Source organism: Daejeonella oryzae DSM 19973 (genome assembly GCF_000422945.1).
Lineage (GTDB): Bacteria > Bacteroidota > Bacteroidia > Sphingobacteriales > Sphingobacteriaceae > Daejeonella > Daejeonella oryzae.
Genome location: NZ_AUHA01000002.1, coordinates 1,435,097 through 1,461,312, shown reverse-complemented (window position 1 = coordinate 1,461,312; position 26,216 = coordinate 1,435,097). Strand labels below are relative to the sequence as shown.

Genomic DNA, 26,216 nt, shown 5'->3' with positions numbered 1-26,216 from the left:
TAGGATTGTTCTGCTATACTTTTATTTAATCTTCTTTTCATACTCCTGAATCTCATTTTGCTGATAAAGCCAAACCCGCATCAGAGATAACAATTGATCGGTTTTAACAGGCTTCGTAATATAATCTGAAGCACCAGAGGCCAGACATTTTTTACGGTCGCCGATCATAGCTTTTGCTGTTACCGCGATAATTGGCAGGTTATCATTTTTTTTCTCTTTACGGATGTGTTGAATAGTTTCATAACCATCCATTTCAGGCATCATGATATCCATTAATACAATATCGATCTCCGATTGTGAATCTAAAATCTCAAGTGCTTCCTTTCCGCTTTCGGCAGTTAAAACGTCCAGTTTTGATCTCTCAAAGGCAGCAGTTAAAGCAAATAAGTTCCGGACATCATCATCCACAATTAAAACTTTCTTACCATCAAGTATATCTGCAGTTCCAATAGCTTTTTCAACCAAACGCATTTTATCATCTTCCAAAGTATTTATATTTAAATGAATACGGCTAAGAACTTCGTTTAATAAATGCCCGTTGAATTCTTCTGACTTTAGAAGTGTACTAATGTTTAATCCCTTCACACTTTTCTGGTCTGTTTTATTAACAACACTATCAGTATAAAGTATAAGTGGTATTTCTGATTTTTCGGCTTTTAAAAACTTAAATAAGCTTTTCTCATCAGATAATTCCGAATCAGCTACGATACAATCGAACTCTCCTGTCTTTATTAATTCCATTCCCTCATTTACATCTGAAGCAAACGAAGTGCTGATAAATTCTGATTTAAGAAGTTCCTTCAATTCGCTATTTACTTTCTGAACCGGATTAATAACCAGCACTTTTTTAAGCTGGCGATTATTAAAAGCGATCATTTCTTCAAATAAATTTTCCATAAGGGGAGCAGAAACCGGTTTTATATGGAAACTTTTTGCGCCCAATTTATACGAAACGTCTTTATAATCTACTCCGGAAATCACATATACGGGAATATGGCGAACTGCAGAATTGCTTTTTAAAAGTTTTAAAATATTCCACCCATTTGATTCAGGCATATTTACATCCAGCGTAATGGCAATCGGCTTAAAATTCTGAATACACTCAAATATTTCGAGATAACTGATGGCTATAACCACTTTTAAACCTGCATCATGAGCCTTCTCTCTCATTATACTTCTCAACCTGAGATCATCTTCAATAAGTAAAACCACTTTATCTTTGGAAGATATCTGAGGTTTATCATCCTCTATCAGAATTTCATCAAAATCCTTCAATTTGATGGCTGTGGACGTAGCAGTGTCTCCGAATTCTTTTGCAGGTGAAATATGTAATGGTTTTTTACCCTCATTATATTTGAGGGGGAGATATAAGGTAAAAATACTTCCCTTGTCCGGAATACTTTCTACCATAATAGCGCCGCCTAATAATTCGGCAAAACCTTTGCTGATTGAAAGTCCCAGACCTGTGCCTCCGTATTTTCGGCTAGTAGAACCTTCCGCCTGCTGAAAGGCTTCAAATATCAGCGATTGTTTTTTCTCCGGAATACCGATTCCTGTATCTTCTATAGAAAATGCAATGAATGAATCTCCGCTGGCCGGACTAACATTTTTCAGCGAGGTGCGCTGAATACTCAGTTTAACTTCCCCTTTTTCGGTGAATTTAAATGCATTTGAAAGGAGATTTTTTAAGATCTGAGCCAGTCGCTGTACATCAGTATCTAATTTTTCGGGAAGATTCTCATCAATTTCGATTTTGAAATTCAGGTTTTTGGTTTCAGAAATCGGGCGGAACGTTGTTTCAACAAAGGAAACAATTTCCCTGAAATCTACCGGTGTAATATCAATTGTGATTACTCCGGATTCAATCTTGCTAAGATCGAGAATATCGTTAATCAGGTGAATCAGATCATTACCGCATGAATGGATTGTTTTTGCATACCTGATCTGCTTTTCTGATAAATTTCCGTCGTGATTTTCAAAAAGTTGCTGAGCTAAAATCAGCAAACTATTTAGTGGCGTGCGTAACTCATGCGACATATTAGCCAAAAACTCCGACTTATATTTAGAAGTCAGCGTGAGCTGTTCTGCCTTATCTTCCAGTGAACGACGGGCCTCCTCTACTTCTTTATTAATTTGCTCTACTTCCTCTTTTTGCTTTTCTAATAACTGAGCCTTTTCATGCAGCTCATCATTGGCCCTTCTTAATTCTTCCTGCTGGGATTTTAAATCTCCCGAAAGGGATTGCGACTGAGATAAAAGTTCTTCTGTACGGGTATTGGTTTCGATATTGTTTAACACGATACCGATACTTTCTGTCAACTGATCGAGGAAATCGAGATGTGTATGACTGAAATGCTGAAAAGAAGCTAGCTCTATAACCGCTTTAATATTATTCTCGAACAATACCGGCAGAATTACCAGATCAAGCGGTGGCGCATTTCCAATTCCGGAATTAATTCTCAGATATTCGCCCGGAACGTTGGATAATAAAATCCGCTCCTTATCGGTAGCACATTGTCCTACCAGTCCTTCACTCAGCGAGAATTCTTTATTAATAGTTTTGCGAGATTTTTGAGCATAACCTGCAAAGAGCTTTAACTTAGGTTCCTTATTTTCTTCGGCCGGCTGCAATATATAAAATGCACCATAACGGGCGTTTACCAATTCTGCAAGCTCAGATAAAATTTTATTTGCAACCGCATTTCTATCCCGCTGTCCCTGCAGCATCTGGGCAAACTTGGCCAGGTTAGATTTCAGCCAATCCTGTTCCCGGTTTTCTGTAGTAGTATCTTTCAGGTTGGCGATCATTTGGTTGATGGTATCTTTCAGAGCTTCCACCTCGCCACGGGCATCCACACGAATCATTCGGGTTAAATCTCCCTTAGTAACCGCCGAAGCAACTTCGGCAATAGCCCTCACCTGTGTGGTTAAGTTTTCTGCCAGCTGATTTACGTTTTTAGTTAAATCAAGCCATGTTCCGGATGCGCCCGGCACATTGGCCTGGCCACCCAGCTTTCCTTCTACTCCCACCTCACGGGCTACAGTTGTTACCTGCTCAGCAAAAACAGCCAGGGTATCAATCATCCCATTAATTGTTTCCGTTAACTGGTAAACTTCACCCTGAGCATTAATGGAAAGTGTTTGTTTCAGATTTCCATTTGCTACAGAAGTTACTACTTTGGCAATACCACGTACCTGACTTGTTAAATTCGAAGCCATGTTATTTACCGAATCTGTTAAATCTTTCCAGGTTCCGGCAACACCCGGCACAAACGCCTGACCGCCTAACCGACCCTCGGTTCCTACTTCTCTTGCCACACGGGTTACCTCAGAGGCGAAACCATTCAGCTGATCCACCATCGTATTGATAGTGTTTTTTAATTCGAGAATTTCTCCCTTTACATCTACCGTAATTTTTTTACTTAAATCCCCATACGCCACTGCGGTGGTTACATCCGCGATATTTCTCACTTGCGAAGTTAAATTTCCACCCATCTGGTTTACCGAATCTGTAAGCTCTTTCCAGGTTCCGGCAACACCGGGAACTTTAGCCTGACCACCCAGTTTTCCTTCGGTACCTACTTCGAGAGCTACCCGGGTTACTTCGGAAGCAAAACCGTTCAGCTGATCCACCATTGTGTTAATGGTATCTTTCAATTCCTGAATCTCGCCCCTGGCTTCAATGGTAATTTTTCGAGATAAATCTCCTTTAGCTACTGCCGTGGTTACCTGTGCAATATTCCGAACCTGAAGAGTCAGGTTGCTACCCATTTTATTTACCGAATCGGTTAGATCTTTCCAAACACCGCCAACTCCTTTTACTTTAGCCTGCCCGCCCAGTTTCCCTTCAGTTCCTACTTCGAGTGCTACACGTGTTACTTCAGAAGCAAATGCGTTCAGCTGTTCCACCATTGTATTAATGGTTTCTTTCAATTCAAAAATTTCGCCTTCTACGGTTACCGTGATTTTCTTGGAAAGGTCTCCATTGGCAACCGCTGTAGTTACGGCCGCAATATTACGAACCTGGGCAGTTAAATTACCGGCCATCTGATTTACCGAATCGGTTAAATCTTTCCAGGTTCCGGCAACACCCGGCACATATGCCTGTCCGCCGAGCTTACCTTCCGTACCTACTTCTCTGGCCAGCCGCGTAACCTCATTACCAAAAGAGTTTAACTGGTCTACCATTGTATTAATGGTATTTTTCAGCTCCAAAATCTCCCCGTTTGCCGCCACAGTAATCTTTCTTGACAAATCTCCTTTGGCCACCGCCGTGGTAACTTCTGCTATATTTCTCATTTGGGTAGTCAGATTGCTACCCATTTTATTTACTGAATCTGTTAAATCTTTCCAGGTTCCGCCAACACCTCTCACCTTAGCCTGACCGCCGAGCTTACCTTCTGTACCTACTTCAAGGGCTACCCGGGTTACTTCCGAGGCAAAGGAATTCAGCTGATCCACCATCGTGTTGATCGTGTTCTTTAATTCAAGAATCTCGCCTTTAACATCAACCGTAATTTTTCGGGAAAGATCTCCGTTGGCAACAGCGGTGGTAACATCTGCAATATTTCTTACCTGAGAAGTTAAATTTCCTCCCATCTGATTTACTGAATCTGTTAATTCTTTCCAGGTTCCGGCAACACCGGGTACTTTAGCCTGGCCGCCCAGTTTTCCTTCGGTACCTACTTCCAGAGCCACCCGGGTTACTTCAGAAGCAAAACCGTTCAATTGATCCACCATTGTATTAATAGTGTTTTTCAGTTCCAGTATCTCCCCTTTTACATCAACAGTTATATGCCGGGAAAGGTCACCCTTTGCTACAGCGGTAGTAACTTCGGCAATGTTTCGGACCTGGGCAGTTAAATTACCCGCCATCTGGTTTACAGAATCTGTCAAATCTTTCCAGGTTCCGGCCACACCGGTTACTTTAGCCTGGCCTCCAAGTTTTCCTTCTGTACCTACTTCGAGTGCTACACGGGTTACCTCAGATGAAAATGAATTCAACTGATCCACCATCGTGTTAATCGTATTTTTTAATTCCAGAATCTCTCCTTTTGCATCCACGGTAATCTTTCTGGAAAGATCCCCTTTAGCAACAGCTGTAGTTACTTCGGCAATATTTCTCATCTGGGTAGTTAAGTTACTTCCCATTTGGTTTACCGAATCTGTCAGCTCTGCCCATACCCCTGCAACTCCCTTAATTCTGGCTTGTTCACCAAGTTTACCTTCAGAACCCACCTGGCGGGCAACCCGGGTTACTTCCATGGTGAACAGCCTGAGCTGGCTAATCATCGTATTGGATTCTTTGGCGATTCTTAAAAATTCGCCTCTTAAAGGTTGGCCATTTACCTCTAAAGGAATCTGTTTTGACAGATCACCGCGAGCAACAGAATTTATCATTCCAGCCATTTCTATGGTGGGAACAGTAAGATTGGAAATTAAGCAGTTTAATGAATTAATTCCAGATAACCATTGGCCCCGGGCTTCCGGAATGTCTACTCTTTTGGACAGATTTCCCTGATGACCAATAACTCTTTCTGCGGCAGAAATCTCTGAAACTACCCGCTCATTCATATCGATGATATCATTAAGCACTTCGCAGATTTTTCCGCTTATACCCGCCTGAGTAACGGGCATCCTTACATTTAACTTCCCAATTTTAACAAGGGATAAAACCCGAAGCAGTTCTTTCAGATCCAGAGAATCTTCATCAGGGGCATTGTTATCTTTTGAATTCATCGTTTCGAGTCATCTAAAAAATTCAGTTCTATAATTTAAACCTGACAAAAGCAGCTTTTCCAAAAAACTTTAAATGCAGGAAATCAATATATTCCAATTAACAAATTATTGTTTACTTATTGTAACAATTTAGTTGATAGTGAAGTTTCCGACAGTATCCAAAATCATGCCGTTGCAACTGAGTAGTTTGTTAATTATTACACCCATCAACTATTTTTTGGAATGGAAAATATTGTTGCCGGGCAACTTTCCCATCATGTAAATTAAATCTCCGCCATTTGTAAGCTCCTGATGTGTTAAAAATAACCGATCTAAAGGCTTACCATTCAGCAAAATTTTCTGCACATACACATTTTTATCGCTCTGGTTTTTCGCGGTAATTTTTAAAACTTTTCCATTTTCAAAATGAAGAACAGCGGATTGTACCAATGGACTACCTATTGAATATTGATCAGATCCCGGGGCAACCGGATAAAACCCGAGTGAACTAAAAATATACCAGGCACTCATTTGTCCGCAATCATCATTTCCGCCCAAACCATCCGGACCATTATTATACTGCTTTTTAAGGATCATCCGAACTCTTTCCTGAGTTTTCCAGGGCTGGCTTGTCCAGTTATAAAGGTAGGCTACGTGGTGAGCAGGCTCATTGCCATGAACATAATTTCCTATAATTCCTTCCCGGGTTATATCTTCGGTATGAGCAAAAAATTCATCGGGCAGATGCATGGTAAATAAGGAATCCAGATGAGGAATAAATTTTTTATCCCCACCCATCATAGCAATCAGACCAGATGGATCCTGCGGAACATACAAGCTGTAATTCCATGCATTCCCTTCAATAAAGCCCTGACCTTCCGTATTCAGCACATCAAAGTCTTTTCTGAAATTCCCGTCACTAAGCCTGGGTCTCATAAAACCTATAGAGGCATCGTACACATTTTTCCAGTTTTGAGATCGCTTTAAAAACTCATTGTAGACCTGTAAATTATTTATTTTTTTAGCTATCTGAGCAATACTCCAATCATCATAAGCATATTCCAAAGTAGATGAAACCGAAGTGCCGTTTTTGTCTGAGGGAATGTATCCTTTATCAATATACTCTCCAATTCCCTCGTAGCTTCGATGATTAGCTGTAGCTATACAAGCCTCCAAAGCTTTGTTTATATCTCCTGTAAAATTTCCTTTTATAATCGCATCTGCCAGTACAGAAACACTATGATAGCCGCTCATACACCAGTTATCATTGGCATAATGCGACCATACAGGCAGCATTTTCAGAGTACTCTGATCATAATGGGCCAGCATCGATTTGGCCATATCATTATTTCTGGAGGGCTGAATCAAATTGAATAATGGATGAAGCGCCCGGTAGGTATCCCATAAAGAAAAGGTTGTGTAGTTTGTAAAATCTTTGGCTACATGTCTGTTTTGATCCAGTCCTTTATATTCCCTGTTTTTATCCATGTATTCAGTCGGGCTGAGAAATGCATGGTACATGGCGGTATAAAAATTAACCAAATCTTTTGGATCACCCGTTTTTACCTGAACCTTGTTAAATTCTGAATTCCATTGGTTCTGACCCTCCATTTTAACTTTTTGGAAATCCCATGAGGGAATTTCCTCTTTCATGTTTGCCAATGCATTTTCTGTGCTTACCGGAGAAAGTGCGAATTTGATTTTTACCTGTTCATTTTCCTTTGTATCGAAATCAAAATACATTCTTAACTGCCTGCCGGCCAGTTCAGGGAAATTCTTACTCTGATCAAACTTTCGCCAGAAGCCTTTATATGGCTGGGATTTAGAATATTCCTTTGATCCGTAAGATTTAAACGGTTTAGAAAAAGACATGGCAAAATACACGGTGCGGGTTCTGGCCCAGCCATTGGTTTGGCGGTAACCGGTAACCAGCGAATCGTTTTCTACACGGATAAAGGTCCATACATTTTTATCATCATAATTGTAAATGCCATGCATCATGTCTAAAATAATATGCGACTGATCTGATCTGGGAAATGTATACTGGTGTAATCCAACCCGGGTGGTGGTAGTCATTTCGGCCAGAATCTTATCATCCTCCAGTTTTACTTTGTAGTAATTAGGCTCGGCCTTTTCTGTAGAATGAAAAAACCGCGAACGATACCCTGTTTCGGGATGATCTTTGGTTCCCGGGTTTAACTGCAGCGCACCTACAGTAGGCATTATCAGGAAATCACCCAAATCAGAATGACCTGTTCCGCTAAAGTGCGTATGGCTAAAACCCACAATTGTCGGATCATTGTACTGATAGCCCGCACAATACTTGTAAACATCGCCATTGTACTTCCCATTTACAGCATATGGAATTGTATCCGTATCAGGACTTAACTGTACGGAACCAAACGGAACTGTAGCGCCGGGAAAAGTATGGCCCATTTTTTCTGTACCGATCATTGGATTTGCATACTGAAGCAGATCCAATTTTTTTGTCTGGGCGCTTAATGAACCTGACGCAGCCGAAAATATAAGGATTAGACTAATCTGAAGAAATCTGGATTTTGAAAAATACATAACAACAATATTATTGTGCCTGGGTTGAAAACGAATAAGGAAATGATGAGGCGGATGTTCCGCGTTTAAGATTTGGATTGGGCGACATCTCTATATTAATCCTGCTTCCTTTAAGAAGTTCTGAATGACTTAGCCAATTCTTATTATACAGCGACCCGTTAATCTTCATCTTACTGATATATTTATTCTTTGCGGAATTATTGGGAGCATCAATAATTATTTGCTTCCCATTTTCAAGTGTCAGAGTAATTTTTTTGAACAGCGGCGCACCCAATACATACTGATCGGTGGCCGGCGTAACCGGATAGAAACCCATGGCTGAGAAAACATACCAGGCAGAAGTTTGTCCGTTATCTTCATCGCCGCAATAGCCGTCCGGACTTGCTTTATATAACCTGTCCATCGTTTCGCGAACCCAATATTGAGTTTTCCATGGCTCAGCAGCGTAATTATACAAATAAATCATATGCTGAATAGGCTGATTTCCATGCGCATACTGGCCCATATTAGCTATCTGCATTTCTTTTATCTCATGAATCATACCGCCATAATAACTGTCATCATAAACAGGCGGCAGAGTGAAAACGGAATCGAGCTTATTCACAAATTTCTCTTTACCTCCCATGAGCGTAACCAATCCTTCAATATCCTGAAAAACCGACCATGTATAATGCCAGCTGTTTCCTTCTGTAAATGCATCTCCCCATTTAAACGGATTAAAGGGGGACTGAAAATCACCTGCCTTGTTTTTCCCTCTCATTAACCCTGTAGACGGATCAAATAAATTTTTATAATTCATACTCCGTTTAGCATACACATCAATCTCTGCTTTTGGCTTTCCCAAAGCTTTTCCAAGCTGGTAAATGGCAAAATCATCGTAAGCATATTCCAAAGTTCGGGCTGCATTTTCATTGATTTTAACATCATAAGGAACAAAACCCAATGAATTATAATAGTCAACCCCGGCTCTGCCTACAGCTTCAATGGGCCCTTCATTATTGGCTCCGTGAATCAGCGCCTTGTATAACGTTTCAATATCATAGCCTCTCAAGCCTTTCACATAGGCATCGGCCACTACCGAAGCCGAATTATTACCGATCATAATATTGGCATAGCCGGGACTGGACCATTCGGGCAGCCAACCTCCTTCTTTGTAATCATTTATCAAACCTTCCTGCATTTCTTTATTTATGGAGGGATAAACCAGGTTTAGAAAAGGATATAATGCCCGGAATGTATCCCAGAAACCGGTTCCGGCGAACATATATCCCGGCAGTATTTTGCTGTTATACGGACTCCAGTGAATTATTTCATTGACGGCATTAATTTCATAAAGCTTATTGGGAAAGAAAACCGTTCTGTACAGACAGGAATAAAATGTTTTAAGTTCATCGGTTGATCCGCCTTCAACTTTTATTTTACCAAGGGTTTCATTCCATATTTTTCTGGACTTCTCTTTGGTCTGTTCAAATTCATCTTTCCCTATTTCTCTTTGCAGATTCAGGCTGGCCTGTTCAAAACTGATAAAGGAAGATGCGACTTTAACATTTACTTTTTCTCCTTTTTGAGTTTTAAACCCGATAACCACACCCGTATGGTTTGCTTTTAACTCCATTTTTTTGGAACTGAATTCTTTGCCATCCCAAGTTCCCGCCAGTTTAAAATCTGTATCAAATTCTAAGACGAAGTAATTTTTAAAATCATCATATTTTCCGCGGCTGTGGCGGGTGCTGTAACCCATAATTTTTCGTTCGCCGGGAATAATTTTAACATATGATCCTTTGTCAAAAGCATCCAGAACTATCCATGCGCTGTCGGTTTTTGGGAAAGTAAACCGGAATTGAGCAGCACGTTCGGTAGTGGTTAATTCTGTACTTACATCATGATCTGCAAGGTAAACGCTGTAATAATATGGCTTAACAATTTCTGATTTATGTGAAAACCAGCTGGCACGTTCATCCTGATCAATTTTAAGAGTTCCGGTAACGGGCATAATGGAAAATTGTCCGTAATCATTCATCCATGGCGAAGGCTGGTGCGTTTGTTTAAATCCGCGAATTTTGTCTGCTCCGTACGTATATGCCCAGCCATCTCCCATCTTCCCGGTTTGAGGAGTCCATAAATTCATCCCCCAGGGAACACCAATGGCAGGATACGTATTTCCGTTAGAAAGAGAAGGTTTTGAATCGGTTCCCATTAAGGGATTTACATATTCTGCGGGTTCAAAACTTGAATTTTTTATTTGTGCAGAAAGGCCGGCAGATAAAAATAAGCCCGTAATAAGAATTAAAAATCGCATACGATGAATAATAACTATGTAAAAATTAAAAAGTCAAAATAGGGATTATGTATTATAAATGAAGTTTTAAAATGGACTCAATTCATTTCTAATTCAACTTAAGAAACTTTAAAGAAAAGTATTAAACCCGATGGAGGTATATTGCGTATAATCTACACGCCATTGATTCTGGCAAAATGTTGATCCCATTAGGGCGTCAGAATCATGTATTGATCCCTTGAATATTCTATACTTGAAACAACTTTATATTTTAATCCTGCTTTTATTCTGTTATACAGAATCTCATTCCCAATATGTTTTTAAACAGGATGAACTACCGGTTAAAATTTCGATTTTAAAGTATGCTGAACTGGCCGACGCAAATTATCAGGACTATTCTATTGAGCAGGTTAAAAGCAATTCCGCAAATCTAAAATTTCGCTGGCTTAACGGTAATTTAGGGAAACTGGGTTTTACAGATCATACTTACTGGCTAAAATTTGAACTTCTTAACACTCTGAATATTCCGGTGTTTTATTATCTGGAAGCGGCAGAATCAATTACCGATAATGTAAATTTATATTTAATTGACAGCCGGGGCAATGTATTAACCCAACATAACGGGGACAAACTTTCATTTAATCAACGGGCTGTTGATCATCGAAAAACCCTGTTTAAAATTAAATTAAATCCCGGCGAGCGTAAACAGGCATTTATAGAAATCAAAAATGACGGAGAAAGAAATAGCTTACCTCTAAACCTAATCAGCCAGGAAAGTTTATTGCAATCAACCTATCATGACCAGTTTATTATGGGTATTTTTTATGGCGTTCTTTTAATAATTGCCGTCACTTACCTGTTTTTTTATTTTGCAATAAGCGAACTTTCTTTCCTGTATTATTCTTTATACGTTGCTTTTGTAGCACTATGCCAGTTTGCGCTTGACGGATTTTTCCATCAGTATCTGGATCGCAGTAATTCATGGATTAATCTTCATGCAGTAATCATCTTTGCCGTGGTTTCCTCCTATTTTTTCGGCAAATACAGCGAAATCATTTTAGATGTTAAAAACAGCAATAAATTGCTCAGATACAGTTTTAAATTGCTGTATATCTTTTTCGGGATAGTGCTGAGCGGCATCATCTTCATTCCCGCTTTTCTAAAGTTTTCATATCCTGTTGTCAATATTTTAACCTTAACCGGGATGATATTGATCGTAATATCGATAGGACATTTAGTGTTTAAAAAGAAGCCCGTTGATTTGTATTATGCCTCGGGTATCAGCATTTTATTTATTTGTTTTACCCTGGTCATTGCAATTAATTTCGGATGGATAAACAACGCGTCAATTGATAACATTACTAAATTAGGTATCGGTTTAGAAATCATTGCTCTTTCGCTTTCTATGGCCAACCGCATTCGCCTGTTAAAAACTAAAAAAGAGGAACTTCAGGCTATTGCCCTGCAAAAATCTGAGGAAATGAATGATATGAAATCTTATTTCTTATCAAACATGAGTCATGAGTTGCGTACTCCCTTAAATGCAATTCTGGGCATGACCATCATGATTGAAAGTGAAATTGATGATCCGAAAATTAAAGCCAACTGCGGAATAATTAAACAGGCGTCCAACAGCCTGATTTCATCGGTGAATGACATTCTTGATTTTTCTCAAATTGAACGGGGTGATCTGAAGCTGGACAGGATCAAATTTCGTCCGCATTCTATTATTCAGAAAGTGAATGAGAAGTTTAAAACGCAGGCTTTGAGTAATGGAATTGATTTTAATTTCTCTTCCGCCCTGGCTGAAAATGCATCGGTTATTGGAGATCCGCTTCGCCTTGAACAGATATTAAACAATATCCTAAGCAATGCCCTGAAATTTACTCCACAGGGAATTGTACGTTTCAGTGTTGAAACCCAAAATCATGAGGATAATGAAATCAGCTTAAATTTTATTATCAGCGATACGGGAATTGGAATTGCGCCTGAAAAGCTGGATTCTGTTTTCGAAATGTTTTCTCAGATAAACATCAACAATAAACGAAAATTCGGCGGTTTTGGGATAGGCTTATGCGTGGTAAAAGCTTTGGTTGATCTTCATGAAGGAAAAATAGAATTAGAAAGCAAACCGAATGAAGGAACAGTATGCTGCATTTCATTAGATTACGTCCTGGCTCCTGAAGAGAAAAAACCGGTCAACCTTTTTCCTGTTGATGAATGTGATTTATCAGATAAGCATATTTTGGTAGTTGAGGATAATCAAATGAACCAGATGGTCATTAAAATGATTCTCAAAAAATGGAAAAATACCAGAGTTAGTTTTGCAAACGACGGACTGGAAAGCCTGGAAATACTGCGAACTACGGATATTGACATAGTTTTAATGGACCTTCAAATGCCGGTTATGGATGGCTATGAAGCTACTGAGGCCATTAGAAACGGAACTGCGGGAGAGTCTAATAGGCAAATCCCAATCATTGTTTTAACTGCCGATGTTCTGGAAAGCACCAAAGACCGTGTTTTTGAGTTAGGTGTAAATGACTATATGACCAAACCTCTGGACGCCAAACTTTTATATCAGAAAGTAACCAGCCTGTTGAGTAAGATTGAAAATGTACTTACTTAATAAAAGTTTATTGCAGCTTAGTTTTCATCATCCAAAGGAGGCTTTACCAGTTTTACTTCAAAATCAGAAATTTCTACCAGTCTCTCTTTGTATAAAGAACCTATTGTTTTTTTAAATGCCTTTTTGCTGATCTTTAAACGGGTATAAATTTCGTCAGGAGAACTTTTGTCTCCCAATGCCAATATTCCGCCGCTTTCCTTCAGATCAAGCATGATGCTTTCTTTCAAATCCAGAATATGCTTGAAACCAATAACCTGCAGGCTCAGGTCTATTTTATTCCCTTCAGTAATCTTTTTTACAAATCCTCTTTTTACATCGCCCGGTTGCAGTTCTTCAAAAACCTCGTTATGATATAAAAGTCCGGCGTATTTCTGATTAACAATTGCGCTAAAACCCAAATCACTTTGATCAAAAATCAGCAAATTTACTTCATCAGCCACTTCCAGATCAATGTCTTCAACTTCCACAAACTCGGCTACTTTGGAAGAGCCAGAAATGCGGTCGTTATCGTCGAGAAAAATATATACCACGTATTTTCCTCCCATTTTCATGGGACGCTTTTGATCTCTCTGATGAACGAAAACATCTTTATCTATCCCTAAGCTTAGAAATGCTCCGTTCTCATTCTCATCAACAACCTGCAAAAAGGCATAATCGCCCACACACGCTAAAGGAGTTTGGGTAGTTGCAAACAATCTTCCATCGGCATGCACATACACAAACACATGTAAATTATCGCCGATATTTGCTTCGGCTGGTGCATGATTATAAGGCAATATCACCTCTTTTTCTCCGTCAGTTAAAATCAAACCTGAGTCTGTTTTTTTTATATATCTGAGCTCGTTATAATTTCCGATTTCCATTTTTATGCTTGCTGCTGATTAGTATTCTGAAGAATATTAAATCTTTCTGAACTGCAAAGATATTATAATCCTTTAGGTGATAATGAAATTTTGAAACGATTGTATTTCGGCAAACTTTTCTACCAATTATCAGTTAGTAAAAAACTTCATTTAATTAACAAAACGAATATGAATAAATTCTTCAGAGCATTAATTGCCGGATATGGTGCCAAAAAATTGGGAGGTGGTTGTTTTTCGACCATATTAATTTTCGTCCTGATCTATTTTCTGTTAGGTCAGTGCAACAAAGAGTCAACCGGAAAAACACTGAAATCCCAAAATTATATTTCAGCACCTGCCTCTAAATAATTTCTCTAAAATACAATTAGCCTGATCTCAAAAGATCGGGCTTTTTTATTTTGCCCCCATTGCAACAATCATTTGGTTTGCAGTTGAATCTTCCACAGCCACAAATAATAAATTCCTATTGTTCAGGCTATTTAAAATTTTCATTTTAACATTTACTGTTTTATATTTAAGAAAATAAATTGCAGTAATTCTTTCTCCCAAAAGAATGGATTAAGTTTAATACGCCAAATAATAGTGCTATGTATGGGAGATTTAAATAAGTTGCTGTCTGATCAGATTAAGGATTTTTCTATTGAACAGAGCTCGTTACCGGATGATTTTTTGCGTTTGTTAAGCAAAATCAGCAGCACCTATGACACTTTTGAGAAGGATCAGCTCCAAAAGGAAACCCTGGTATCAGATCTGGAAAATCAAAAACTCAATTTAGAAAGCCGGCTTCAAAAAGAATCTGAAGAACTTAAATTGACCAAAAACGAATTAAACCGAATTTTTCATGTAGTTAGCGAAGGGTTCTATTCCCGGGACCTGATTAATAACCGGTATAATTATTTATCGGCCGGATGCCAAAAGATTTACGGATATTCTATCGAGGACTTTAAAAATAATGTAAATCTGTGGTTTGAAGTAATTCATCCCGATGACCGGTATATTATTGACCGCGACAATGAAAGACTCCTGACCGGAGAATCTATCAATTCTGAATACCGAATTATACTGAAAGACAAAAACATTCGCTGGATCGAAGTATCGGTTGTACCGGTGTTTACTGATAGTAAACTAACGCAGGTTGATGGAATAATTAAGAATATTACCGAACGCAAGCTGGCTGAACAAAAGCTGGAAGATCAAAATAAAGAGCTTGTTAAAACCAATTCAGAACTCGATCGCTTTGTGTACAGTGCGTCGCACGAGCTGCGTTCTCCTTTAACTTCCATTATGGGATTAGTAACTCTTGCCAAGCTTCAGGATACGGAGGCAGAAAAAAATAAATGCATCAATCTGATTGAAAGTTGTGTAGCCAGCCTCGACGGGCTAATTAAAGATATTATTGAATACTCTAAGAATAGCCGGGTAGATATTGAGCATGACGAAATCAGTTTCAGCAACCTACTGGAGGAAATTAAAAAACCACTGAGCTATTCTATTGAAACAGAAAATCTGAATATTCAGTTGGATATTGAGCAACAGGGGATTTTTTATTCAGACAGAAAGAGAATTGCGGTGGTTTTAAATAACCTGATCTCCAATGCAATTAAATATTATGATCCCGATAAAGCAGAACGATTCATCCATATCCGGATTAAAACAGGTACTGATGAGGCAAAAATAGAAATCATTGATAACGGCTTAGGAATTCCGGAAGATAAATTGAATAAGATCTTTCAAATGTTTTACCGGGCAAATTCGAGTATTACAGGAAGCGGACTGGGACTTTATATTGTAAAAGAAATCCTTGATCGGATAGGAGGCACAGTTACCGCAGAGTCTGAATTCGGGAAAGGAAGTGCCTTTTCTTTAATTATTCCGAATACAAAGGCCGGATAATTTGAATTGAGAAGCAACTATTCCATTAGATTTAAATTTTATCTCATTAAAACTTAGAGTGCAACATATAACTCATTTGTGTAGCGTATTTTATTTCCATTTATTACCAATGAGCTTTATAAATTTTAAAATTCCCCCTTATATTTTGGGTCAAAATCTACCATCCATTCAATACCATATTTATCTCTAAACATTCCAAAATACGAACCCCAGGGGCTTTCGCCAATTGGCACTTCAATATTTCCGCCTGCTGAAAGTCCGCTAAATAGCCTGTCGGCCTCCTCTTTGCTTACCGCACTAATAGAGATTTTAGATCTGTTCTCATTTTCATTTACCCGACCCATACTTTCGGGAACATCATTGGCCATTAAAATATTTTTGCCAATTGGCAAAGCAATGTGCATTATTTTATTTGCCTCATTTTCTGCTACCGGATTTTCAGGGCTTGACAGATCTTTGAAACGCATAATCTTTACGAACTCTCCACCAAATACAGATTTGTAGAAATTGAAAGCTTCTTCAGCATTTCCGTTGAAGTTAATGTGAGGATTGATCAGTGCCATAATTTTTGGTATTAATGTACAAAAGTTTAATATAAACACAAAAGAGGAAATTTGCAGTTCAGCATTACTTGGAACCTTATACGGACGCTTTGTTTATCTGGTTGAACTCCATTGCAGGAAAAATCGGGAAGTGCAATTTTACAGCGACCGACTACATAACACCGCAAAACATCTGAATCAAATTTGCAAAACCAATACAGGCATTACAGCATCGCAATGGATACAACGATACGCTAAAGAACGAATTGTTTTGCTGCCGGAAAACAAAAACCTGAATATTTCAGAAATATCCGATGAAATGGGATTTCCAGTCATTCGTAAATTGTTGTTAGTGGATTTCTATTCCAGACATTTAAGATCCTTCCTTTGACCACTTAATTTTATAAGCGTATTAAACTGCTTTAATGCAGGTTCAAATGATGAACATTCTATTTCGTTGTTTGAAACAACAGTTGGTTTACCTGCTTTGCCAGAACTGGATATGACTGTAGATTTATTTTGGAGGCATTTTACAGGATTGTTATTTATTACATAGAATCGCTTTTCCGTAATATCGTCTTTGGTTTTGTCCTGGTCAACAAAACTCCATGAGACGTGATTATAAAGAACAAAGAAAACTTCGCCATCATTTATAAAGTATTGTTCAGTTGCAGAGAAATGGCTGTATTCATTATATGTATGTTTTATTAATCGGACTTTTCCGTTTTCAATAAAGTATAGCACTTTTCCGGTTTTTTCGCCATTGCAATTGTATTTAAATGAGATCGAATCCATATTTTTCATTGCAATTTTAGAAATTATGGATGAATAAGCAGCCTTTATTCCATCAACGGTCTGTATTTTGTTCAACGCTTTAGATGAACTTTCCGGAGATTTTGATATTGTAGTTGGAGTTTCTTTAGCCGATTCTTCATTCGCTGGCGGATGGTTGTTGCAGGAGAGCATTGCCAGTATAGCTGATAGATAAATTATTTGTTTCATTATATTTTTGGTTTTATAACGGAATAATCCCGTATCCTGACAATAAGATATCCCATAACATTTTGCATTGGCGAAGAAGCGAATTTTGAAGCACTAAACATGTCAGCCCTACACAAAAGTTGATATGAGGTAAAATGTTCAATTAACCACTCAACTCGATTTTTTGCCAAACGCCTGTTATGCATTCGTACTTCTTGTTAATATTTTTTTTCAAATGACTTGCCATTGAATTTATATATACCACTTGGGTTTGCTCCTCCAAACCACAACTCTCCTTGTTTGCTTTTATAAATAGTCCAAATGTGTTTACTTTTAAGTCCATCCTCATTAGTGAAATTTTTTACGGAATTACCATCATATCTCCATACACCGGAACCTACAGTACCGAACCAAATGTTTCCTTTAGCATCTTCACCAATCGAAAAAACCTTTTCAAGAGAATTGCCTTTCGTATACTCCTTCGTCAATTTCTGTTGTACTGTGAAATTGACTACTTTTTTTCCATCATATTTCAAAACCCCCATACCATTATTACCAATCCAGAGATTTCCTTTTCTATCTTCAATTATACTTCGAACATGCAAAGAACTAGTTTCTGAGTTTAGCCCAAGATACTCATTATCCAGTATCTTAAAATTTGAACCATTATATCCTATTACAGCGCCGTATGCTCCAAACCAAACAGTTCCATTTTTACCTTTGACAAAAGGTGTTGAAATGTAATATTTAAACCCATCTCCGGGTTTGGGTGTAACAGGAAACGGGCGATAGGAAAGCTTTTGACCTTCATATTGATACACTCCAGGATAATTTTCAAGTTTATTATAGCCCTCAATTTCATCTCCTTTAAACCAAAGGTCACTTTCATTTAATTTCCACTCGTTCTTTGTATTGTAATTTCGGTGTTTGTATGTAGTTATTTCTTTTCCACTATAAATACTCAACCCTCTTCCGCATTCAAACCAAATTATGCCATTTTTATCTTCATAAATATTCCTAACCTGGTTGTCACTTAATCCGTTTTTTGTTGTGAAATATTGGAGCTTTCCATTATGAAGCAAACACACTCCTTCATTGTAACTACCAAACCAAATATTTCCTTTACTATCTTCTAATATTGAACGAACTCCTGTTGTGTATTTTAATCTTATAGCGTTGATTCCACTTTCAATGGGTTGAGTATTACTTTTAGCCTGTACTATCTGATTTCCCTTATTTGATCGACTTTGATTATTACAAGAGATTGTTACAACAATCAAAAATGTGCAGCAAAGGATAAATATGTATTGTCTATTTGATTTTACTCGCATTCAGCTGGTTTTTAGTATGACTCATAACAATTGTCGGCTTTGCGATTTGGCGTTGCACAAATGTTTCATAGAAGCACTTCAGCGCCACATTGCCAAACCGATGTTGGCGGTTCGTTGCTTATTCAATATTGTTTGTTATGTACCCATTTTCAAGTTCTACCAAGCAAAGTTTTGTGAAGTCTTGAAGATGTTTTGAGTTTAAATGGTCATTAAATGACTGTTCATTTTTAAAGCATTCCCAAAGAATAATTTTGCTTGGGTCATCCTTCACTTGTTTTATGTCGAATGAAATATTTCCAGTTTCAAGCAGTGTCTGATCTCTCAATTTTATAAGTTGAGAAACTGCGAAATCAATTTTGGTCAGGTCTTTTATTTTTAAAATTCCTGTCGAATAGAAATTTTGTTCAACTTTTTTAGGTTCAATTAAATCCCAAAGATTTCCGTATAAATCTTCAAAAACGGCTACTGTTCCGTAGTCTTCAAAACTTGGTTCTCTAACAATCTTAATTTCGTTTTCTATTAGGTTTTGATAGTCTCTTTTGAAATTGTCAGTATGCAAAAATAAAAAAACTCGTCCGCCAGTTTGATTTCCAATTCTGCTTATTTGTTCTTCATTTGCTCCTTTGGCTAACAATAAAGAACACTCATTTGCACCTTTTGGTCTAACCAAAACCCAACGTTTTGTGTCGGAAAGTATAGTGTCTTCTAATAAAGTGAAATTTAATTTTTGAGTATAAAATTCAATTGCTTTGTCATAGTCGTCTACAACTATTGCAATATGAGTTAAATTTTGTTTCATTTTTTTATGTTCAATTTCTACAGGTCGTTTTTTACAGTGACTGCCAACGGTTTGCGGCTTGGCGATGTGGCGGATTTTTAGCACAAAAGTTAAATTGAATTACTGCTGTTTAACCCCGCATAAATGTTTCATAGAAGCACTTCAGCCGCCATATTGCCAAACCAATGTTAGCGGTTCGCCCTTTTTTCGTCCGTTGTTTTAGTTGTCAATTGCATTAAAAAAATCTTTTAGTTTTTGTGGGTCAAGTTTTCCGTCTGTCCGAACGCTACTGCAATGGTCAAGTCCAAAAGGTTGCACAGCTTCAATGGCTTGTCGAACATTGTCCTTATTTAGTCCACCTGCAAGAAATAAAGGAATTGAAATTGAGTTTCTTATTTCTCGGCTTAAATCCCAATTATGTGTTCTTCCTTTTCCACCCAATTCTTTAACGGATAAATTTGGGTTTCCGCTGTCCAATAAAATTGCGTCAACATACTTTGAAATTTCAATGGCTTCTTTTACTGAATCGTCGTCAATACGTGAATGACTTGCACTAATTTCACATTTGGTAATTCGTTACGAAGTATTTCATACTCACTTTTTTTCAGCTCGTGTACAATTTGAATGGTCGTTGTATTTACTCGTCTGTAATGGTTGATAATGTTGTGCGGTTGTCACGGACAGGAAGTAACTACCGACTTGCTCACAATTGTCAATGATTGCTTGTTTACCTATAAAAGTATCTTCTTCTACAACAGTCCAAACAGCTGTATCCGAAATGAACTTGTTTGTTTTTCAAATTCTCCATTTGAGAAAGCTTTTGCTATTTCTGTTTTTGTCATATTTTTCAGCGTTATGTTTTTTACTTGTTCGTCTTCATAATGACTGCTAAAGGTTAAGGGTTTAAGTTGTGCCCGATTAAAAAGCACTTACCAGTCACCATCACCAAAATAAATAAAAAGAAGAAAAGGAACGAGATTCACGTCACCCGGGCATAATTTAAATCCTGTGTAACCTGCTGCCTATCTTATCTTAGGTCTCAACATATTCTATTTTAATAATATATTGATAACTCTTAACCTGTTCATGCTTATGATCGATTATGTTATTCTTGTTAGTTTCAATAATAATAGTAGAATCATCCTTCCAGTATGCTTTAATAGGTAAGTTTGCTCCTCTTGCACAATAGATAGGACCTGATCCTCCCGGGACAGAGATTACCACAGTAGTCAAAGCATTTACACCACTGCCACTATGTTGAATGAATATACTGTGCTTATGGTTTGGTGAATGTTTTTCCTCCAAGTTTTTAATAATTCGTCCAAGCGATTTTGAAAGGGTAGGTTTTTTGAATTTCTGGTTGTATTCATTAAGAAGTTGCCGTAAGGTGGTGACCTCACCGTCATTATTGCTTACTTTTTGATAAACCTCGAGAATGTTGCTTACATCCTGAGCCTCTTTTACATTATCTATTTTGTTTTGGGCAATGATAGGGGCAACACGTTTTCGCAGGTCTTCGAAGATGTCGATATCATATCCGGTCTTTTGTTTTATATAATTTGTAAACCCTAAATCAACCCTTCTGGATAGTCGTTCTTTAAAATGGCTCCATCGTTCCTGAAGTTCATCTAACCGGAGCTTTTGAAAGTCATTCTCTATTTCGTCGATTTGTTTCAGGTAATACTCTTCGGCAGGGTCCCTTTGGTCAAAAACAATGCTCCCTGTGTAATGCTCAAGGTGATAGTTGAGTGTTGCAAGCAAGATATCTCTAATTCGCTTGAGTTCAACTTGCATTTCTTCAGATGTCATGGATTTTCCCATTATATGTAAGGACTTTCATTAAGTTGCAGGTAACGGTTAAGGCTTGCTGCTCTGCCGGTATTTGAAAAAAAAGTCAGCCAGGCAACTGAAGCTGATTAGAATTTTGATGATTAAATTTAGGACAAAATCCCATTATAAAACGGTCAAGCCGAAGCTGAAGATGATAGATAGTTGAAGCTGCCGTCAAGCCGTCATAGCAGCAAACCTCATGTTAGCAGCCGTACTTTTCTCGATCAAGAAGTAATACACACATAGCTCTATACTCTTTTTCTTCTTCTTCTGTGTTCGTTTGACCAATAACTATTGTATGCCAACCTCCATGGCTATCATCATGATATTTGTCAGAATTTTCTTTATTAAATACAATTAATTCTTCTAGTTTTTTTGCTATGAATTCATCGTACTTTTCTATGACGTATTTAAACTTTTGCTTTAGGTATTCAGTTATTACTTTTGTCGGTTCGTCCATCACTGCTTTGAAAGACAAATAGTCTGGCCATAAATATGATAGTTTGTGTTGAAGCAGTGAAGCTTCAAGTTCATTTGGTTTGAAAGTTCTGTAATGTCTAAAATGCTCTATAAGTATTCGCTTTCTTGAATCGTCTAAAAACTTTTTGTATTCAGCTTTTAGGAATTCAATTTTTGCTTTGTCAGCTGAAAGCCAATGAAACGTATAAAGTAAAGGTTCTTTAAAAAAACCTGGCAAAAACTGCTCTTCATAATATTTTATTGTCGCTTTATTGAATTCAATTTCAATTAGCTTTTCTGTGTCCTGCTCTATGAGACTTTGTTGATAATTTTCAACTATCTCTTTCATATTTATTTCGAAAGTGGCAAATTGTTTTGGATTCAATATTTTCTTGAAAGTTGAAAGTTCATAGTCCATTTCTTCCCATGCCGAGAAGTACTGCTTCTCAGAATAAATACTTTTATCTTCCTCAATTTTATAAATTTGCTCGGCTTGCTCAAATGTCAGGTTAAGGTCATGGTTTCTGTCCTTAACTAAGTTGATATGCCATTGATAATCTTCTTGTGTCATGGTGGTATGGCTGCTAACAGTTACAGGTTTACGTTGAGCCCGATTAAAAAGCACTTTGTCGCCTAAGAAATAAATGTAGATATAAAGCAGTGCAGAACAAGAACCACGTCACACCCGGGTATAATTTAAACATGGTGCTACCTGCTGCAATTTTCATTTTCTTAAAAAGTCTATTACTACTTTATTAAATAGTCCGGGAACTTCAGTTGGTGCATAATGACTCGCATCGGGAACTATAAACAACTTAGAATCTTTAATATTATTTTTTATCTCCTGAGTATGAAGTGGTTTTACCATATCTCTTTCTCCTGCCATTACTAAAACCCGAGCTTTAATAGATTTTAGGTCATCGGCATAGATATGGGGTTCGTTTAATAGCATTGATAAAATACGTAACTGATATTCCGATTTTTTATCGGTGTTGTTTTTTAACTTCTCACTGTTGCTTTTTATACTATCAAGTAGAGCCTGTTCTACACCTGAAGGACTTAATACAGCTCCCATAACAACCATCCTTTTTATTAATAAAGGATATTTCATTGCCATGATTAATGCTGTATTCCCACCGTCGCTCCAACCTAGAATATTGGTGTGAGTGATATGCAAGGAGTCTAAAAATTGTTTCATGTCGTTAGCAAACACATCATAGCTTAACATCTGTGTGGAAGTATCTGAACTATTTCCATGAGCTCGGGTGTCAACAGCAATAACCCGAAAGTATTTAGCAAACTCCGCTATTTGCTTATAAAAGGCCGAAATGGATTGACTATTTCCATGCAATAATAACAGCGGTTCTCCCGACCCATATGTTTCAAAGTAAATGTTTGAATTATTTATGGCTATATATCTTCCGGCGCTTCGATTATTTCCATATTCTGAAGAGCGAGCCTCTTCCTGAAATTTGGAAATTTGCAAGTAGCTTTTGATGTTCCCGTTTATGTGTTCATCTTTATCTGTTAGCTGACCATCCTTTTTACTTCCTTTAAAACTATCAACCGTAATATTAAATGCCAGGTTTGCTGGGGATATCTTTTCCCAAACTAAATGGCTTTTATTTCTAAAAAACATGGACTGCAAAGGTGTTGGTATGACAGATACATTGAATGCTCTGGATGTGCTATCTGTCTTAATGCTTTTAATCCACTGAATTGCAACCGCTATTTTATCATGTTCTTTTATAAACAAATCATATTTACGCAAATCAACCTTTACCCATCCGCTTTTTTGAGAAACATCAAAGAGAATGTCATCGTCGTTAATCAATTGATATGGTTCACCATTTTTTACACTGTAAAAATTTAGTCTAAATTTTACTGATTTGAAGTGGTTGAGAACCACGTACATACTAAAATCTCTTATCAAACATTCTTTATCAACATCTACGATCCGGGCTTGCTCTTTTCCCAAATTATCATCAATAAGATTTCGTTCGGTAAACATATTAGCAGTCATAAAAGTGCTACTGCCTGTTCTGCCGAAAATCTTTCTTTTAGATTTTTTTGGTTGAATTATGACAGTTTCAAGTTCTTTAATTGTGGGGGTAAGGTCGATAACTATTTTACCTTCTTTGAATTTCTCTAAAGAGATAACTTCACTCTTATACCCTATAGATGAAACAATAATTGATTCGTCCGAGACAATTGTTGTTTCATTAATCTTGAAATTAAATAATCCTTTCTCATCAGCAACGGTGCCAATACTTTTACCTTTTACTCCTATTGTAGGGTACGGAATGGGCTGACGGGTTTTGCTGTCAAGCACCTCTCCCTCAATACGTATTGTTTGTGCGATGGAAGCAAAGCATATGAAAAGGGCGAACAAAACAGTTGACAGTATATGTTTCATATAGGTTCAATAATAATTGCTAAAGATATACGAACTGACGATTTTAATATTTAGTTGATTGTTAAAAGAAGTTAAACTTAAAAAGACAACCCATTAGATAAATTGATGTATTCTGGAGTTTTGGTTCAATTACCGGGGTGCTTTTCTGTCATAAGGCACTGTTGTCGTGGATTATTGTTGCCGCTAACGGGTTGCAGATTTGCGATGGGCGGGACTCTCTGGAAAAATGTTCATCAGGAGCACTTCGCTTCCCTTAACCGCAAAGCTTCTTCCAGAGCACAAAACCCCGCCTATTGCAAATGTGCTGCTAGCGGTAGGTTTTCTGTTCGTCAAATTAGCAACCACATTCTCCATAAAATGGCTTTGTAATTGTTTCACCATTTTTATTTGTCAGCTTAATTATCCCTGTTTTTAGCCAAGTTTCGTCCCCATTTTGAATGCCGTCTTTAGATTCAATTGTCATTTCGTATTTGTCGCTTTTGTATTTCGCTTTTATGTTTAGCGAATCAATTTCTTTAAAGTCTGTCTGAGTAAACTTTGTCAAAACGCCAATGCTAACATAAGTATAAAACTCACTTACTTGAGTACTGTTATGCCTGTGTAATTGTTGAATATACCGAATAATTTCCTGGTCAAATTGTATCTGCCTGAATAGGTGTAAATTTCAAGAGAGATGAGTATGATCCAGAATAATCCAAATGATGTGCTTTTGATTGCCACTGCAAAGATTACTTTCGGGTCTCTTGATGTAATTAAATAGACAGAAAACATTGAAAAGGCATTTTCGATAATCGTTGAATTTCCCGGGTATGCCTTTTAAATTAATTTCATCTGTATTTAAACAAGTGATCATGAAATCCAAACATGAGCCTATCCTGCTTGTGCAAACTATTTGCAAACTAAACAGTCATATTTTACTTTTTTCCAGGGCTAAAGATAAACCCTTAAAAACAAAGAACCCTTCAAACTTAATTTGAAGGGTTATCATTTGCTCCCAAGCCTGGACTCGAACCAGGAACCCTCTGAATAGCCCGAATAAAATACAAGTATATTAAATAAATAAATGCTTAAATTTAGTTAAGTATTAAAGTGGAATTGCAAATTTCACAAATAGTTAGTGCTGATGCATTTTCATTAACTTTTATCTATTCTGTTTTACTCATTGAAAACAGAACTGTTTTCCGCTCATCTACAGATTTCCCTGAGTATTATATACCTCATTGCAACAGGTAATTTATTATATTCTTTTACATAAAGCGAGCCGCTACCGGTTAAAATTTCAGGCCATTTTTACAACAAGGCATGCATGCCTCCTTCAGCAAGCATTAAAAATTATGTTATGAAAAAATTTTACAAACCTTTATGTTTTCTGGCTTATTTCCCTGGAGAATCAAGTATGCAAAGTATTCAGCTCCCGTTTTTCCTGCTCATATCCTTTGTTTTTACTTTATCATTTTGTATACTGAATGATAGGATACTATCAATACATGCACCACCTTATTCCTCCACTCTTCAGAAAAGCAATACTAGATTTCAAAATTAAACTTATTCCCTTATGAAGTCTCTATTTTTTATTTTCATGCTCTTCCTTATTGCTACCTGTTTACAGTGTATTCAGGATCATGCTTCCCAAACTTCAAATTCAAAATCTGCTTTGCCTGACTCTTCGGGTAATATTGGTAAAAACTCTAAACTGAGTTATAAAATTACCAATGCCCCTGAAAAGACTTTCGGTTATGATATCTATGCAGATAACAGAATTCTTATTCATCAGCAAAATGTGCCTTCCCAACCCGGCAATAAAGGGTTTTTAACAAAAACAGAGGCTGAAAAGGTTGCATGGCTAGTAATGGGCAAATTAAAAAAAGGGGAAATGCCTCCCACGGTTTCGAAAGAGGAATTGAAAAACCTGAATGTGATTAAATAG

Annotated in this window: 19 protein-coding genes; 5 read left to right on the top strand and 14 right to left on the bottom strand. The window is 37.5% G+C overall.

The features are described 5' to 3' along the window. Positions 1 to 21: 21 nt before the first annotated feature. The 3 genes from G521_RS16680 to G521_RS0106760 form a co-directional block, all read right to left on the bottom strand. Positions 22 to 5,739, bottom strand: coding sequence for a HAMP domain-containing protein (locus tag G521_RS16680; RefSeq protein WP_051189541.1), 5,718 nt, complete (start codon positions 5,737 to 5,739; stop codon positions 22 to 24). Positions 5,740 to 5,949: 210 nt separating this feature from the next. After that, the gene (locus G521_RS0106765) at positions 5,950 to 8,289 is read right to left on the bottom strand and encodes a GH92 family glycosyl hydrolase (protein WP_036678284.1); all 2,340 of its coding nucleotides are present in this window, start codon (positions 8,287 to 8,289) and stop codon (positions 5,950 to 5,952) included. A gap of 10 nt (positions 8,290 to 8,299) precedes the next feature. Next, positions 8,300 to 10,588, bottom strand: coding sequence for a GH92 family glycosyl hydrolase (locus G521_RS0106760; protein WP_026897862.1), 2,289 nt, complete (start codon positions 10,586 to 10,588; stop codon positions 8,300 to 8,302). 232 nt (positions 10,589 to 10,820) lie between these two features. Between G521_RS0106760 and G521_RS0106755 the strand changes: the two genes are divergently transcribed. Continuing rightward, positions 10,821 to 13,196, top strand: a complete 2,376-nt coding sequence (locus tag G521_RS0106755) for a hybrid sensor histidine kinase/response regulator (protein ID WP_051189539.1) — start codon at positions 10,821 to 10,823, stop codon at positions 13,194 to 13,196. Between the two features lie 17 nt (positions 13,197 to 13,213). On the opposite strand, the gene G521_RS0106750 is transcribed toward G521_RS0106755, so the two are convergent. Further along, on the bottom strand, positions 13,214 to 14,059 hold the full coding sequence (locus G521_RS0106750) for a CvfB family protein (protein ID WP_036678281.1): 846 nt from the start codon (positions 14,057 to 14,059) through the stop codon (positions 13,214 to 13,216). A 168-nt stretch (positions 14,060 to 14,227) separates the two neighbouring features. Here G521_RS0106750 and G521_RS0106745 point away from each other — a divergent pair, with 168 nt between their 5' ends. Further along, entirely contained in the window at positions 14,228 to 14,407 is a 180-nt protein-coding gene (locus tag G521_RS0106745; RefSeq protein ID WP_026897859.1) for a hypothetical protein, read from the top strand. A 45-nt stretch (positions 14,408 to 14,452) separates the two neighbouring features. Here the strand turns inward: G521_RS0106745 and G521_RS18110 are convergent, their stop codons facing one another. Continuing rightward, a complete protein-coding gene (locus G521_RS18110; protein ID WP_155975693.1) occupies positions 14,453 to 14,608 on the bottom strand; it encodes a hypothetical protein in 156 nt (51 codons plus the stop codon). 42 nt (positions 14,609 to 14,650) lie between these two features. Here G521_RS18110 and G521_RS17735 point away from each other — a divergent pair, with 42 nt between their 5' ends. After that, the gene (locus G521_RS17735; RefSeq protein ID WP_051189537.1) at positions 14,651 to 15,952 is read left to right on the top strand and encodes a sensor histidine kinase; all 1,302 of its coding nucleotides are present in this window, start codon (positions 14,651 to 14,653) and stop codon (positions 15,950 to 15,952) included. A 125-nt stretch (positions 15,953 to 16,077) separates the two neighbouring features. Here G521_RS17735 and G521_RS0106730 read toward each other — a convergent pair whose 3' ends face one another. Further along, positions 16,078 to 16,515: a VOC family protein gene (locus tag G521_RS0106730; RefSeq protein WP_026897858.1), complete on the bottom strand. Its 438-nt coding sequence runs from the start codon at positions 16,513 to 16,515 to the stop codon at positions 16,078 to 16,080. Between G521_RS0106730 and G521_RS18285 the strand changes: the two genes are divergently transcribed. Beyond that, positions 16,502 to 16,885 carry a helix-turn-helix domain-containing protein gene (locus G521_RS18285; protein ID WP_026897857.1) on the top strand — a complete coding sequence of 128 codons (384 nt, stop codon included), beginning with the start codon at positions 16,502 to 16,504 and terminating at the stop codon, positions 16,883 to 16,885. The two genes, G521_RS0106730 and G521_RS18285, sit on opposite strands and share 14 nt — an antisense overlap. On the opposite strand, the gene G521_RS0106720 is transcribed toward G521_RS18285, so the two are convergent. The 8 genes from G521_RS0106720 to G521_RS18100 form a co-directional block, all read right to left on the bottom strand. Beyond that, positions 16,855 to 17,496 carry a hypothetical protein gene (locus G521_RS0106720; protein WP_155975691.1) on the bottom strand — a complete coding sequence of 214 codons (642 nt, stop codon included), beginning with the start codon at positions 17,494 to 17,496 and terminating at the stop codon, positions 16,855 to 16,857. The genes G521_RS18285 and G521_RS0106720 overlap by 31 nt on opposite strands. A 197-nt stretch (positions 17,497 to 17,693) precedes the next feature. Beyond that, complete coding sequence (locus tag G521_RS16670; RefSeq protein ID WP_081675022.1) at positions 17,694 to 18,806, bottom strand: ligand-binding sensor domain-containing protein; 1,113 nt, start codon at positions 18,804 to 18,806, stop codon at positions 17,694 to 17,696. A gap of 118 nt (positions 18,807 to 18,924) precedes the next feature. Continuing rightward, the gene (locus tag G521_RS0106710) at positions 18,925 to 19,689 is read right to left on the bottom strand and encodes a VOC family protein (RefSeq protein ID WP_220096046.1); all 765 of its coding nucleotides are present in this window, start codon (positions 19,687 to 19,689) and stop codon (positions 18,925 to 18,927) included. A gap of 114 nt (positions 19,690 to 19,803) precedes the next feature. After that, a complete protein-coding gene (locus G521_RS17730) occupies positions 19,804 to 20,094 on the bottom strand; it encodes a phosphoribosylanthranilate isomerase (RefSeq protein WP_262496277.1) in 291 nt (96 codons plus the stop codon). Positions 20,095 to 20,616: 522 nt separating this feature from the next. Next, positions 20,617 to 21,345: a hypothetical protein gene (locus tag G521_RS0106695; RefSeq protein ID WP_155975689.1), complete on the bottom strand. Its 729-nt coding sequence runs from the start codon at positions 21,343 to 21,345 to the stop codon at positions 20,617 to 20,619. Between the two features lie 271 nt (positions 21,346 to 21,616). Further along, positions 21,617 to 22,444, bottom strand: a complete 828-nt coding sequence (locus G521_RS0106690; protein ID WP_026897852.1) for a hypothetical protein — start codon at positions 22,442 to 22,444, stop codon at positions 21,617 to 21,619. 153 nt (positions 22,445 to 22,597) lie between these two features. After that, positions 22,598 to 24,289, bottom strand: a complete 1,692-nt coding sequence (locus G521_RS17725; protein WP_051189531.1) for an alpha/beta fold hydrolase — start codon at positions 24,287 to 24,289, stop codon at positions 22,598 to 22,600. Positions 24,290 to 24,472: 183 nt separating this feature from the next. Next, positions 24,473 to 24,670, bottom strand: a complete 198-nt coding sequence (locus tag G521_RS18100) for a hypothetical protein (RefSeq protein ID WP_155975687.1) — start codon at positions 24,668 to 24,670, stop codon at positions 24,473 to 24,475. A gap of 1,174 nt (positions 24,671 to 25,844) precedes the next feature. Here G521_RS18100 and G521_RS17720 point away from each other — a divergent pair. Further along, positions 25,845 to 26,216 carry a DUF4907 domain-containing protein gene (locus G521_RS17720; protein WP_081675021.1) on the top strand — a complete coding sequence of 124 codons (372 nt, stop codon included), beginning with the start codon at positions 25,845 to 25,847 and terminating at the stop codon, positions 26,214 to 26,216.

Excerpts from the sequence above, each read along its gene's own strand:
- G521_RS16680 (WP_051189541.1), bottom strand. The coding sequence starts at position 5,739 with ATGAATTCAAAAGATAACAATGCCCCTGATGAAGATTCTCTGGATCTG.
- G521_RS0106765 (WP_036678284.1), bottom strand. The coding sequence starts at position 8,289 with ATGTATTTTTCAAAATCCAGATTTCTTCAGATTAGTCTAATCCTTATA.
- G521_RS0106760 (WP_026897862.1), bottom strand. The coding sequence starts at position 10,588 with ATGCGATTTTTAATTCTTATTACGGGCTTATTTTTATCTGCCGGCCTT.
- G521_RS0106750 (WP_036678281.1), bottom strand. The coding sequence starts at position 14,059 with ATGGAAATCGGAAATTATAACGAGCTCAGATATATAAAAAAAACAGAC.
- G521_RS0106745 (WP_026897859.1), top strand. The coding sequence starts at position 14,228 with ATGAATAAATTCTTCAGAGCATTAATTGCCGGATATGGTGCCAAAAAA.
- G521_RS17735 (WP_051189537.1), top strand. The coding sequence starts at position 14,651 with ATGGGAGATTTAAATAAGTTGCTGTCTGATCAGATTAAGGATTTTTCT.
- G521_RS0106730 (WP_026897858.1), bottom strand. The coding sequence starts at position 16,515 with ATGGCACTGATCAATCCTCACATTAACTTCAACGGAAATGCTGAAGAA.
- G521_RS0106720 (WP_155975691.1), bottom strand. The coding sequence starts at position 17,496 with ATGAAACAAATAATTTATCTATCAGCTATACTGGCAATGCTCTCCTGC.
- G521_RS16670 (WP_081675022.1), bottom strand. The coding sequence starts at position 18,806 with ATGCGAGTAAAATCAAATAGACAATACATATTTATCCTTTGCTGCACA.
- G521_RS0106690 (WP_026897852.1), bottom strand. The coding sequence starts at position 22,444 with ATGACACAAGAAGATTATCAATGGCATATCAACTTAGTTAAGGACAGA.
- G521_RS17725 (WP_051189531.1), bottom strand. The coding sequence starts at position 24,289 with ATGAAACATATACTGTCAACTGTTTTGTTCGCCCTTTTCATATGCTTT.
- G521_RS18100 (WP_155975687.1), bottom strand. The coding sequence starts at position 24,670 with ATGGTGAAACAATTACAAAGCCATTTTATGGAGAATGTGGTTGCTAAT.
- G521_RS17720 (WP_081675021.1), top strand. The coding sequence starts at position 25,845 with ATGAAGTCTCTATTTTTTATTTTCATGCTCTTCCTTATTGCTACCTGT.